Genomic DNA, 12,575 nt, shown 5'->3' on the forward strand with positions numbered 1-12,575 from the left:
AAAGATATTTACTATCGGGTTGCGAAATTATTCATAGTTTAAAATAGATAAAACATCAAAATGTAATGTTTAAGCTATTTCAACTTTTGTAACTAAAGCTTTGCAGAAAACTAATGAAATGATAATTGGGTTGGTGACCCGAAAATCAGACGGGTAAATGCTGATGAACCTGCTCTAGGGCAAAATCGAGCTGTTCTTCTTGTGTTAATTCTGTATTGTCGAGAATTATAGCATCCTCGGCCCGGGTTAGCGGGCTTTCTGCACGTGTAGTATCTGCGTAATCTCTATGAGCCAGATTTTCAAAAACGTCTTCCAGAGAAGTAATTGTATCGCCCTTACTTTGTAATTCTTTAAAGCGACGTTCGGCCCTGATTTTGGGGTCCGCAGTCATAAAAAACTTTACCTGAGCATCGGCAAATACTGTTGTGCCTATATCGCGGCCATCCATTACAATATTTTTTGACTTACCCATGCGTTGTTGCTGTTTTACCATTTCTTTACGCACAATTTTGTTCGCAGAGACTTCGCTAACGTTTTCAGAAACTGGCATTTGTCTGATCTCTTCAGAAACTTCCTCACCGTTCAGCGTAATGTGAGATTCGTAATCCCTTGAGTGGAAGTTTAATTCGATATGCTGAAGTGCATCTTTTACTGCCTCAGGATCGCTAATGTCGACTTTATTGCGAATAAAGAATAGGGTAACAGCACGGTACATGGACCCACTGTCTATATAAATGAAACCTAGTTTTTTGGCTAAAGCCTTTGCAAGAGTACTTTTTCCGCAAGAAGAATAGCCGTCAATAGCTATAACCAGGTTTTTTCTCATATAAGGCAAAGTTAATAATTTGAGGAATGATTTTCAATCAAAATTTCTAATAAAGTAAATTGATGGCAATGGAAATAATTACTTTTKCGGCATGATACCCACTAAGGAAGATATTGTTAAAGTTGTGCTATTTAAAACTTCACGTAGCGGAGGTAAGKGCGGACAAAATGTAAATAAGGTTTCAAGTAAGGTTGAACTAATTTTAAATATACACTCAGCACCCTTTTTAAATGAGGATGAAAAGGAACTTTTAAATGAAAGGTTAGCGCATAGGCTAGATCAGGAAGGAAACCTGCATATTGTTTCACAAGAAGACCGCAGTCAACTGATGAACAAAGAAAGAACCATTATTAAATTAATTGCATTGCTGAAATCTGCGCTTCACATTCAAAAAAATAGGAAGCCAACAAAAATCCCTAAATCAGTTATCAGAAAAAGATTGGCAGATAAGCAAATAACAGCAGCTAAAAAAGAAAACAGAAGGCGCCCGCAGTTCGACTAATTAATTAAATCTGTAAAACATACTAATTGATCCATACTGGTGTGCTTTAGCTGTGCTTTTTATCTCTTTTGTTTTAAATAGCATTCCGAAATCAAATGTGAAGCGTTGTGAGCTGTAATTAAATCCAATCTGCTGAGCAAAAACAATAGGTTTTATACCAAATGTAACCGGACTATTGTTGTTGAACATGCTTCCTTGTACTGTTGCGTCATAAGCAACAAAATTCAATTGTGGCTTGGCGTAAAAGAAAATCTCTCTTTTTACCAATGCTTTTGTTTTTGCATTATTTCCAATTACTGCATTTGTATAAGCGGAATTGAACAGTTGATTAATGCCGCCTGCTCTAAATAAAATACCTGCCCCCGCCCCACTAAATGTGGTACCCACATTTGCATAACCATCAAATGAAAAATCAATAGCATTGTTGGATGCACGGTGTAATAGCTTTGTGTATTGGGCTGAAAGATTTACCGCCATCTCATTTCTGATCTGATATTGCCAGCCATCAAGCTCATAAAAGCCCACAGTATTATGTAATAGCTCTTGTCCGTCTTCAGCTAATGAATTTGGCCCGGTTGTTCCTATTTCTATACTGGTTTTTAGTACACTTTCATTACTATGGAACCAGCTTAAAGCACCTCCAACATATAAATACCCTGCAAATGGCCTGTCTTGTTTTTCAGGATCTGGTGCATAGCCCGAAATAGGGTTATACATTTTTTGCCCGGCAGATATTTCATAGGTTTTTTTTTCTAGTCCATTCTTTAGCTTGCTCTGATCCATCGCTCTGCGATAATTAATAAATAAACCATTGGTGTAGTAACGGTCAGAACCTTGTGCAAGATAAGAGTCATTGTCGCTTTTAAAACCGAACTCATTCTTGAAAGTTTGAGCGGAAGCACTAAATGTTAATATAGATAGAATCGAAAATAAGAGAATGGATTTGCTGTTCATTTGTTGGTTGTAAAAAAAAACTCCGGTATAAATTACCGGAGTCTAATATAGTACTTAATGACTAAATATAAGCCAATAGCCATTATTCGAAATAAATATTATGCCTTAGTTAGCAATTGGATTTGGTTTAACATTAAGATTCTGAGGATTTTTGACTTTTTCCTTAGTTAACGCAATCTCAATTACCTCTTTCATTTCGGTTACATAATGGAAGTTAAGATCCTTAATGTAACTTTCTTTGATTTCTAAAATATCTTTTTTGTTTGATTTACAAAGAATTACATCTTTAATGTTTGCTCTTTTTGCCGCGAGTATTTTTTCTTTTATACCTCCAACCGGCAAAACTTTACCACGTAATGTAATCTCTCCGGTCATAGCCAGATTAGGTTTTACCTTACGTTGAGTAAATGCAGAAGTTAGGGCAGTTAGCATAGTTATGCCTGCTGATGGGCCATCTTTAGGAGTAGCTCCTGCCGGAACGTGAACATGAATATCCCATTGATCAAACAGTAAATGATCAATATCAAACAAATCAGCATGAGCCCTTAAATAAGCCAATGCTATAATGGCAGATTCTTTCATTACTTCACCCAGATTACCCGTTAAGGTTAACTTTCCTTTTCCCGGGCTTAAGCTTGCTTCAATAAATAAGATATCGCCACCCACCTGGGTCCATGCTAATCCGGTTACAACACCGGCAACTTCGTTACCTTCGTAAAGGTCTTTATCGTAAATTGGAGCTCCAAGTATGCGTTCAACATCTTCAGAAGTTAAATTAGGCTCATAAGTTTCATCCATGGCAATTTTTGTAGCCACGCCTCGTACAAGTGAACCAATTTTTTTCTCAAGGCCACGAACTCCTGATTCACGGGTATAATCTTCAATCACTTTTTCAATTAAAGCTCCTTTTAAGGTAATATCTTTAGATTTTATGCCGTGTTGTTCCTTTTGTTTAGGAAGTAAATACTTTTTAGCAATTTCTATCTTTTCTTCAATGGTATAGCCATTTACCTCAATTATTTCCATACGATCCAGCAAAGCCGGCTGAATAGAGCTTAAAGAGTTAGCCGTTGCAATGAAAAGGACATTGGATAGATCGTAATCCGCCTCAACATAATGATCGTTAAAAGCATTGTTTTGTTCTGGGTCTAATACTTCTAAAAGGGCAGATGAAGGGTCCCCTCTAAAATCAGAGCCTACTTTATCAATCTCATCTAAAACAAATACTGGATTAGCAGCACCCGCTTTTTTGATAGACTGTATGATCCGGCCTGGCATTGCACCAATATAGGTTTTTCTGTGACCGCGAATTTCTGCCTCGTCTCGTATTCCTCCAAGAGCCATACGGACATATTTCCTGTTTAAAGCTTTAGCAATTGACTTTCCTAATGATGTTTTACCAACTCCCGGAGGGCCAACCAAGCAAATGATAGGAGCTTTCATATCACGTTTAAGCTTAAGTACAGCCAAATACTCTATAATCCTTTGTTTTACCTTTTCAAGGCCAAAATGATCTTTGTCTAAAATACGCTGTGCACGTTTTAGGTCAAAATTATCCTTAGTGAAATCATTCCAAGGTAGGTCTAGCAACAATTCCAGATAGTTTATCTGAACAGAATAATCTGGAGCGGCAGGATTCATTCTGCCTAATTTTTCCAGTTCTTTATTGAAATGACTTTCTATATGTAATGCCCATTTTTTCTTCTTTGCACGGGCTTGTAAAGCCTCGTACTCCAAATCAGATGAATTACCTCCCAGTTCTTCCTGTATTGTTTTTAATTGTTGGTTCAGAAAGTAATCTCTTTGTTGCTTATCAAGGTCAGTTCGTACTTTAGACTGTATCTGGTTTTTAAGTTCAAGCATTTGAAGCTCCAGTGTTAACAGTTCCATTACCATCATGGCACGTTCACGCAGGTTAGTCATTTCAAGCATTTTTTGCTTGTCAGACACATCGGCATTCATATTCGATGATATGAAGTTAATCAGGAAGGAAGTGCTTTCAATATTTTTTAATGCAATTCCAGCCTCGCTAGGGATGTTTGGAGACAGTTGAATAATCTGGCTCGACATTTCTTTGATAGAAGCCACCAAAGCTTTAAACTCTTTGTCGCTTTTATGTTTAGCTTCAGTAAACTTACTAATCGTTACTTTAATATAAGGCTCTGACTGAACTTCTTCGATTAATCTGAAGCGCTGCTTTCCCTGAATAATTACCGTAGTATTTCCATCAGGCATTTGAAGCATTTTGATAATGTGGGCAACTGTACCTACACTGTTTAATTGCTCAAAGGTGGGATCCTCTATAGAAACATCACGTTGTGAAACAACTCCAATAATCCGATTTCCTTTATAAGCTTCTTTTATAAGTTTTATTGATTTATCTCTTCCTACAGTAATAGGAATAACCACACCTGGAAATAAGACTGTATTTCTAAGTGGGAGTATGGGCAGGACCTCTGGTGTTTCTTCATTGTTCATTTCATCTTCGTCTTGTTGAGACATCAACGGAAAAAACTCAGTATCTTCATTTATGATAGGTAGTGCATTGCTAAAATCAAATTGATCTTGTTTACTCATTAATATAGTCCTTCTTAAAATTAAAAAACGACAATCTGACAGCATGTCGCTTGCGAAATTATTAATTATATTGAATACCTATAATTTCAACTCCTGTGCCAAAAGCACTATAAGTTGTTTTCTATGTTAAAAAGTCAGGTAAAAAATAATAATCCTTATACCCATCATATTTTTAATTATTTAACGTTTAGTATATCATATTTGTAAATGGTATGATAGTTGCCTAATGTAAACTCCGAGATACCTGGGAAAAAAAAGTTTAAAATTTGTTAGGGTATTGAATAAAACTAAATATATTTATTTTTTAATAAAAATTAATGAACTATTTCAAGCAAACAATTCTGGTATTACTTGTGATTTCGGCCAACAGTAGTATTGCTCAAAACAATAACTACGATAAGTTGGGAATGCAGGCCTGGTTAAAGGGTGATTATAAAGGTGCAGTGGCTCAATTAGAAAAAGCGGATACCAAAGACCCTAATAATTCTAACGTTTTAAAAATGTTAGGTTATTCTTATTACCAGTGTGGCGATTATGAAAATGCGATAAATACATATAGCCGTTTCCTGACTTTAAAACCATCAGATTACTCCGCATATTATTATAGGGGAAAAGCCAGATTAAATGTGGCAAATGATCCAAAAGAATCACTAAATCAGATGAGAGAAAGCTTTTATCTAGCTGCTATTAAAGATTTTTCGAAAGCAATAGAGATAAACGGGGAAGAAGATCCTCAGTTGTTACAAAACAGAGGATTGGCCTATAAGGACTATGGAATTTATAAATCCTATAAGATAAAAAAGGCAGTAGAGAAAAAAGCCTGCATTACCTTATTCAACAATTCGGTTTCGGATTTTCAAAAGATACTACTTGTTCAGCCACAACGTAAAGACATCATATCTTTAATTGATTACGTAAAAGCCCAGGTAACCAGTTTAAAATAATAAGAAGCTTAGCTTAATAAAAAAAGACCAATGCATAATTTGCATTGGTCTTTTTTTATTGGAAAGATCCAGTAATTGTATATGATTTTTTGGATAGTAATTTAATGTTTTGCGTTTTCTTAACCTGGTATAGACTGTCTGCATAGTAGGTCAAGGTATCAATAGACGTGTACAGAGAATTTGTATTTTTTATTAGTACTTTAAGACCAAACACCTCATCGTTTTTATAAACTACTGAGATCTCCTTAACCGGAACTTTCTCATTATCGGAAGAATAAAGCTCCTGATCCTTTGATTTTTTAAGTTCAAACAAACCTTTCCATGAAGCCCTATTCATGTCAGCGTCCGAAAAAAGAGCTAATTCCTTTTTCCAATCAGGGATTTTAATGCGCTTACTTTCTGTAGCACCATTCACACTTACTGTTTTGTTTATTAAGGGATTCTCTTTGTTTAGCCTTGTAGCTTCTTTTTCAAAATACCCTTTTACATCAAAATAGGTTAAGTCAGTTTTCTGTTTTTTATCAGTTGAATTGCTACAACTGATAAAAAACAAAGGAATGAAAAATGATAAAATTGTGTTTTTCATTTATACTAAACTGTTACCAGTCATAATTTCCGGCTTTTGAATACCCATTATTTGTAAAATAGTAGGGGCAATATCTCCTAGTTTGCCGTCAGCAACAGATTTGAAATCTTTATCAATTAAAATACAGGGAACAAGATTAGTTGTATGGGCAGTGTTAACAGAGCCGTCGCCATTTATCATATATTCTGAATTGCCGTGATCTGCAAGTATAATAAACGAATATCCATTTTCAATTCCTTTATTTACTACAATCTCAGCACAGCTGTCAGCTGTTTCAACAGCTTTAACAACAGCATCAAATACTCCAGTATGGCCCACCATGTCAGGGTTTGCAAAATTTAGACAAACAAAATCCGGCCAGCCTGTCTCCAGTTCTTTGCAAATAGCTTCGGTAATTCCTGCAGCACTCATTTCTGGCTGCAAATCATAGGTTGCTACTTTTGGAGAAGGGATAAGGATCCTTTTTTCATTTTCGAACTCTTGTTCTCTACCACCCGAGAAGAAGAAAGTTACGTGAGGATATTTTTCTGTTTCTGCAATTCGGATCTGGTTCTTATGATTTTTTTCAAGTACCTCTCCAAGAGTCTGAGAAAGATCGTCCTTGGTAAATATAACTTTTACGTTATTAAAACTTTCATCATAAGTTGTCATAGTAACATAATACAGTGGCAATTTATGCATTCCAAAATCAGGATAATCAGCCTGACTTAATACAGAAGTTATCTCTCTTCCTCTATCTGTTCTGTAATTGAAACAGATAACCACATCATCAGGTTGTATAGTTGCGACAGGTGAACCATCTGATTTTGTAATTACAACAGGTTTAATAAACTCATCAGTGATGCCATCCTTATAKGATTGCTCTATCGCAGAAATAGGATTACTGGTAGCCTCGCCAACACCTTTTGTAAGGAGGTCATAAGCTAACTTAACTCTTTCCCATCTGGAATCTCTATCCATAGCATAATAGCGGCCAATTAAGCTGGCTATTTGAGCATTAGAAGTTTCTAAGTGGCGATTAAGGTCTTCAATAAACTTAAGGCCTGAGTTTGGGTCGGTATCTCTTCCATCTAAAAAAGCATGTACAAATACATCTTTAAGTCCTTGTTCATCAGCTGCATCACATAATGCCTTTAGATGGTTGATATGAGCATGAACGCCCCCATCTGAAACAAGGCCTATAAAGTGAACTTGTTTATTATTATTTTTAGCATAATTAAAAGCATCTAGTAAAACCTCATTCTGATGCAAAGTTCTATCGCTTATTGCTTTATTGATTCGTCCGAGTTCCTGATATACTACTCGTCCGGCACCTAAGTTCATATGGCCAACTTCCGAGTTTCCCATTTGTCCTGCTGGTAAACCAACAGCTTCTCCGGAAGCCTCAAGCTTTGAGTTAGGGTATTTTTTTAATAAGGAATCAAAGAATGGAGTGTTGGCAGCATAAGCGGCATCAGATTTGTCTTTTTTTCCATAACCCCAACCATCAAGGATAAGTAATACTAGTTTTTTATTATTCATTATTGTCTACTTTTCGTTTATTAACAAAGATAAGTCTATTGTGCCTTTTTTTTGAACCTAATTAAAATTCATATCAATATTTGTATGTTTTTACAAGAACATGTCAATATATTTTATAGTACCACATACTGAGTGGTTTGTGTTATAAGTGGTTTTTATGCCATTAATGGCATAGTTTATGTGCAAGAATGATCATTAGCTATTTAGAGATTATGAAGCCCTTACTTTCATTATTTGTTTTTTTTATTCACTTTTCCTCTTTTGCTGCTATTCAGGGCGATATTATTGATGGCTTATCAACAAATTTTAAAGCTGGAAATTCAAAAGAAATAGCCGCTCATTTTTCTCCTTCTGTTGACTTAATTATAATAGATGAGGAAGATGTATATTCAAAAGCACAAGCTGAACAAATATTAAGAAGTTTTTTTACTAAATATATTCCTGTAAAATCATCCGTAATTCATAGGTTAAATACCAATCCCAATTACAGATACGGGGCCCTTTCTCTTGTTACAAAGAATGGAACTTTTAGGGTTTCCATTACAATGAAAAAGGCCGGCAATGCTTTTTTTATTACTGAATTAAGAATTGAGACTGAGAAATAGTTGTAAAATGCTATTTTTGGGTTTAAATTTAAGTTTTGGATAAGCTAACTATAGATCAATTTATAAAAAATGCTGTTGCGGAAGATTTGGGCGATGGAGATCATACCTCCTTATCAACCATTCCGGCAAATGCTCAGGGGAAAGCGAAGTTGCTAATTAAAGAAGACGGTATTGTTGCCGGAGTAGAATTGGCATTGCAGATCTTCAATCATATTGACCCTAGATTAATCGTAGAAGTATTTATTAAAGATGGGGCTCCCGTAAAATATGGAGATATTGTTCTAACAGTATCGGGTAGTACGCATTCAATTTTGTTGGCCGAGCGCCTGGTTTTGAATTGCATGCAGCGTATGAGTGGCATTGCAACAAAAACCAATCATGTGGTTGCGCTTTTAGGTAACTATAAAACTAAACTTTTAGATACAAGGAAAACCACTCCCGGATTAAGGTATCTCGAGAAATGGGCTGTGAGGATTGGTGGAGGTGTAAATCATCGCATAGGGCTATATGATATGATTTTAATTAAAGACAATCATGTTGATTATGCCGGGGGTATTGCAAATGCTATTAATTCTGCAAATCAATATTTAAAAGATAAAAAAAAGACACTCGATATTGAGATCGAGGTTAGAAATTTATCCGAATTACAAGAGGTTTTAAAGAATGGCAATGTAAACAGGATCATGTTAGATAATTTTACATTTGCCGATCTCAAAGAGGCTGTTAAAACAATTAATGGTAAATATATTACAGAAGCCTCGGGAGGTATTACTGAAGAAAATGTTGCAGAATATGCTGCTTGTGGAGTAGATTTTATATCCATGGGGGCATTAACACATTCTGTTAAGAGTTTAGACATGAGTTTAAAAGCCTTTTAGGTTATGATTTCCATCTATTCTATTTCAGCAGTTATTTTAGCATATCTGTTTGGTTCTATACCAACAGCGGTGTGGCTTGGCCAGGCGTTTTATGGTGTAGACGTTCGGGAATATGGAAGCGGCAATGCAGGTGCAACCAATACATTTAGGGTACTTGGCAAAAAGGCCGGTATTGCTGTAATGACAATAGATATTGCAAAAGGTTACACAGCAACAAAGCTTGCATACTTTATAGGTCTCTCTGTTACGGGTCCTCAAAATTCTTCGCAATTTATTAATTATGAGCTAGCCCTTGGTGTTACAGCTGTTATGGGCCATTTGTTCCCTATCTTTGCCGGATTTAGAGGCGGAAAGGGAGTAGCAACTCTTTTTGGAATGATTTTGGCAGTTAACTTCACAGCAGCGATGTTTTGTGTTCTGGTATTTGTAGTAGTATTATTGGCAACTAAATATGTTTCACTAAGTTCTATTTGTGCAGGGTTCACCTTCCCATTAAGCATAGTGTTCATAATTCATTCTTCAGTAAAGTCAGAGGTTTTATATGGTATGTGTGTTTGCATACTTATTTTGGTAACACATCAAAAGAACTTGGAGCGACTACTCAAAGGCAAAGAATCTAAAGTATATCTGTTTAAAAAAAGACAAATTAACTAACCTTAATCTAATGAAAAAGATATTAATAATCGGGGTAACAGCAATTGGCCTGGCGTTTTCCTCGTGCTCTACAGTTCCCTTAACAGGCAGAAGCAGGCTAAATCTGGTAAGTGATGATCAGGTGTTGCCAATGGCCTTTCAGGCGTATTCACAGTTTCTTACTGAGAATAAAACAGCAGTATTATCTTCAACAAATGCCCAGGCCCAACGCGTTAAACGGGTAGGAAACAGTCTTATATTATCTGTAAAAAGTTATATGAATAATAATGGCTATGCGGATTTAATTAAGGATTATAAATGGGAAGTAAATGTTGTAGAAAATAAGGAGATGAACGCCTGGTGTATGCCTGGTGGTAAAATTGTAGTCTATACAGGATTATTACCCGTAACTCAGGATGATGCTGGTTTAGCTACTGTTATGGGACACGAGATTGCTCATGCTATTGCAGGACACTCAGCTGAGCGTATGTCGCAACAAATGGTTTCACAAGGTTTAGGTGTTGCGGGCAATGTAGCGTTATCAAAAAATGCAAAATCTCAATCTGTATTTAATACGCTATATGGAGTAGGGACGCCTTTAGTGATGCTTAATTATTCGCGTAATCAGGAGCTGGAAGCGGATAGATTAGGGCTTATTTTTATGGCAATGGCAGGATATAATCCTCAAAGCGCAACTTCGTTCTGGCAAAGGATGGCTGCCGCCTCTCAGGGCAGTCAGAAACCACCTGAATTTTTAAGTACTCACCCTAGTGACGCTACAAGGATTGCACAAATCCAAAGAAGTATACCCGAAGCACAGAAATACTATAAATCTACAACCGGGAAACCAATAAAATAAGGAGGCATAAAGCGGTCGTCTTAAAACGGTCGTCATCTCGAAAGAAGAGAGATATCTCTTGGATAACACAGGCAAGAGATCTCCCTCTTCTTTCGAGATGACGAAATGGAGATAGCATGATTTCATTGATTATGATACATGCTCTTCAAGAGTTTGCATAATCGCTGATGCTTTAAGCATACACTCTTCATATTCAGCGGTAGCATTAGATGCGTATGTAATTGCCCCTCCGACCTGAAAGGACAGATATTTTGATGAAGATTGGTACAAGATGCTTCTGATGATCACATTAAAATCAAAGTTCCCCTCAGGCGTTATATATCCAAATGTACCAGAGTAAGCGCCACGGCGGCTAAATTCATACGCTTCTATCAGTTCCATGGCTTTTATTTTCGGCGCGCCCGTCATCGAGCCCATAGGGAAAGCATTTTTTATGGCGTCAATAAAATGTATCCTGGGATCTAACTGACAGGTAACTGTTGATATCATTTGATAAACCTGGGCGAAGCCATAAATTCCAAAAAGCTCTTCAACCACTACGGTTCCCTTCACCGCACTTTTGGTCAGATCATTTCTAACCAGATCCACAATCATTACATTTTCCGCCTGTTCTTTAGCATCATTTTGCAGGTTGAGCTTTATAAGTTCATCTTCCTTTATGTTGCTGCTTCGTCTGGCAGTTCCTTTAATCGGCTGTGAGATCAGTTTATTTCCTCTTTTACAGAGAAATCTTTCCGGACTGGCCGATAATATGTACTGATCTTTTATTTTAAAGAAACCTGAAAATGGAGTAGGGGATACCTTTTTTAATTTTGTGTAGATATTTAAAGGGTCTATATGGGCGTGTTCAGCAAAAAATTCCTGACAAAAATTAACCTCATATATGTCACCTCTTATAATATGTTCTTGTAGCTCTTCAACTGTTTTGATATAGAGCTCTTTTGATAGCCTACTTTGAATTTCAATTCCAGAGTGGGTTTCCTGGTCATCACTGGTATATTCCTCAATTTGATTTAACAGGGTTTGGTCTCCAAGGATAACCTTTATTTCTCCTTTAACCACTGCAATAAGGTATTTGGGGACAAAGAAAAACAAATCGGGAAAATTAAGACTGTCAGAATTCCCTGAGTCTAATTGTTCAACCTCGTTTTTGAGGTCGTAACTAAGTAGTCCGAACATCCAGTTTTTCTGGACTCCATAAAATTCTTTCAAGGAATCAAAAGCCGCGCCGTATTTAAGATTAATCGATTCTTTAATGCCAACGGCTAATAGGAAATCAAATTCTCCATAGGAATCAGGATAGCTGTTCGAATCATAGCAACAACAAACATCAAATGCGTTGGCCCATTGCAATGCTTTTTCTTTAAACGAATCTAAATCCTGTACTTTCATTTTGTTTGCGCAAATGTATAGAATATCGGAATAGCATAAACGAAAAAAGGCGACAAATAGCCACGAATGGTCGGAAGATTAACTCTTCCGACTTTTTTTTATTTTTAGGCAAGCTTAATTTTGTTTCAACTATCTGATTATCAATTATTTATTTGCAATTCTCATTGGTTTTAAGTATATTAAATGCTGTAAATCAATAAGATATGGCTATTTTTAAAGATCATAATATCACTGTAAAACAACTCTTGGGCTTCATTCCCGAGGCGCTGATCGCAAATTTGTCGCTTACTACCAAGAT

Annotated in this window: 12 protein-coding genes; 6 read left to right on the top strand and 6 right to left on the bottom strand. The window is 36.3% G+C overall.

What is annotated here, in order from left to right; translation table 11 throughout:
- Positions 1–145: 145 nt before the first annotated feature.
- Positions 146–826 carry a (d)CMP kinase gene (gene cmk / locus AC1DDK_RS24800; protein WP_172659304.1) on the bottom strand — a complete coding sequence of 227 codons (681 nt, stop codon included), beginning with the start codon at positions 824–826 and terminating at the stop codon, positions 146–148.
- A 91-nt stretch (positions 827–917) separates the two neighbouring features.
- Here cmk and AC1DDK_RS24805 point away from each other — a divergent pair, with 91 nt between their 5' ends.
- Complete coding sequence (locus tag AC1DDK_RS24805) at positions 918–1,328, top strand: aminoacyl-tRNA hydrolase (RefSeq protein WP_477634148.1); 411 nt, start codon at positions 918–920, stop codon at positions 1,326–1,328.
- On the opposite strand, the gene AC1DDK_RS24810 is transcribed toward AC1DDK_RS24805, so the two are convergent.
- Both AC1DDK_RS24810 and lon read right to left on the bottom strand, forming a co-directional pair.
- Positions 1,329–2,282 carry a lipid A deacylase LpxR family protein gene (locus AC1DDK_RS24810; RefSeq protein WP_172659306.1) on the bottom strand — a complete coding sequence of 318 codons (954 nt, stop codon included), beginning with the start codon at positions 2,280–2,282 and terminating at the stop codon, positions 1,329–1,331. It abuts the gene before it with no gap.
- Positions 2,283–2,387: 105 nt separating this feature from the next.
- Entirely contained in the window at positions 2,388–4,859 is a 2,472-nt protein-coding gene (gene lon, locus AC1DDK_RS24815; RefSeq protein WP_172659307.1) for an endopeptidase La, read from the bottom strand.
- Positions 4,860–5,176: 317 nt separating this feature from the next.
- On the opposite strand from lon, the gene AC1DDK_RS24820 reads away from it, so the two are divergent.
- Entirely contained in the window at positions 5,177–5,803 is a 627-nt protein-coding gene (locus tag AC1DDK_RS24820) for a tetratricopeptide repeat protein (RefSeq protein ID WP_288883761.1), read from the top strand.
- 55 nt (positions 5,804–5,858) lie between these two features.
- Here the strand turns inward: AC1DDK_RS24820 and AC1DDK_RS24825 are convergent, their stop codons facing one another.
- Together AC1DDK_RS24825 and gpmI are read right to left on the bottom strand one after the other, a co-directional pair.
- Entirely contained in the window at positions 5,859–6,389 is a 531-nt protein-coding gene (locus tag AC1DDK_RS24825; RefSeq protein ID WP_288883762.1) for a hypothetical protein, read from the bottom strand.
- The gene (gpmI, locus tag AC1DDK_RS24830; RefSeq protein ID WP_172659310.1) at positions 6,390–7,910 is read right to left on the bottom strand and encodes a 2,3-bisphosphoglycerate-independent phosphoglycerate mutase; all 1,521 of its coding nucleotides are present in this window, start codon (positions 7,908–7,910) and stop codon (positions 6,390–6,392) included.
- 212 nt (positions 7,911–8,122) lie between these two features.
- Here gpmI and AC1DDK_RS24835 point away from each other — a divergent pair, with 212 nt between their 5' ends.
- From AC1DDK_RS24835 to AC1DDK_RS24850, 4 genes are read left to right on the top strand one after another with little or no spacing between them, the layout of a single operon-like run.
- The gene (locus AC1DDK_RS24835; RefSeq protein ID WP_048907259.1) at positions 8,123–8,515 is read left to right on the top strand and encodes a DUF4783 domain-containing protein; all 393 of its coding nucleotides are present in this window, start codon (positions 8,123–8,125) and stop codon (positions 8,513–8,515) included.
- Positions 8,516–8,550: 35 nt separating this feature from the next.
- Positions 8,551–9,393: a carboxylating nicotinate-nucleotide diphosphorylase gene (gene nadC / locus AC1DDK_RS24840; RefSeq protein WP_288883764.1), complete on the top strand. Its 843-nt coding sequence runs from the start codon at positions 8,551–8,553 to the stop codon at positions 9,391–9,393.
- A 3-nt stretch (positions 9,394–9,396) separates the two neighbouring features.
- Entirely contained in the window at positions 9,397–10,047 is a 651-nt protein-coding gene (gene plsY / locus AC1DDK_RS24845; protein WP_048907117.1) for a glycerol-3-phosphate 1-O-acyltransferase PlsY, read from the top strand.
- 10 nt (positions 10,048–10,057) lie between these two features.
- Positions 10,058–10,885: a M48 family metallopeptidase gene (locus AC1DDK_RS24850; protein WP_048907116.1), complete on the top strand. Its 828-nt coding sequence runs from the start codon at positions 10,058–10,060 to the stop codon at positions 10,883–10,885.
- Positions 10,886–11,014: 129 nt separating this feature from the next.
- On the opposite strand, the gene AC1DDK_RS24855 is transcribed toward AC1DDK_RS24850, so the two are convergent.
- Positions 11,015–12,277: an anthranilate synthase component I family protein gene (locus tag AC1DDK_RS24855; protein WP_288883765.1), complete on the bottom strand. Its 1,263-nt coding sequence runs from the start codon at positions 12,275–12,277 to the stop codon at positions 11,015–11,017.
- Between the last annotated feature and the right edge of the window lie 298 nt (positions 12,278–12,575).

This window comes from Pedobacter sp. 05T44, from assembly GCF_056395985.1.

What these genes read in the sequence shown, in the direction of transcription:
- cmk (WP_172659304.1), bottom strand. Translation starts at nt 826, where the DNA reads ATGAGAAAAAACCTGGTTATAGCTATTGACGGCTATTCTTCTTGCGGA.
- AC1DDK_RS24810 (WP_172659306.1), bottom strand. Translation starts at nt 2,282, where the DNA reads ATGAACAGCAAATCCATTCTCTTATTTTCGATTCTATCTATATTAACA.
- lon (WP_172659307.1), bottom strand. Translation starts at nt 4,859, where the DNA reads ATGAGTAAACAAGATCAATTTGATTTTAGCAATGCACTACCTATCATA.
- AC1DDK_RS24820 (WP_288883761.1), top strand. Translation starts at nt 5,177, where the DNA reads ATGAACTATTTCAAGCAAACAATTCTGGTATTACTTGTGATTTCGGCC.
- AC1DDK_RS24825 (WP_288883762.1), bottom strand. Translation starts at nt 6,389, where the DNA reads ATGAAAAACACAATTTTATCATTTTTCATTCCTTTGTTTTTTATCAGT.
- AC1DDK_RS24835 (WP_048907259.1), top strand. Translation starts at nt 8,123, where the DNA reads ATGAAGCCCTTACTTTCATTATTTGTTTTTTTTATTCACTTTTCCTCT.
- plsY (WP_048907117.1), top strand. Translation starts at nt 9,397, where the DNA reads ATGATTTCCATCTATTCTATTTCAGCAGTTATTTTAGCATATCTGTTT.
- AC1DDK_RS24850 (WP_048907116.1), top strand. Translation starts at nt 10,058, where the DNA reads ATGAAAAAGATATTAATAATCGGGGTAACAGCAATTGGCCTGGCGTTT.
- AC1DDK_RS24855 (WP_288883765.1), bottom strand. Translation starts at nt 12,277, where the DNA reads ATGAAAGTACAGGATTTAGATTCGTTTAAAGAAAAAGCATTGCAATGG.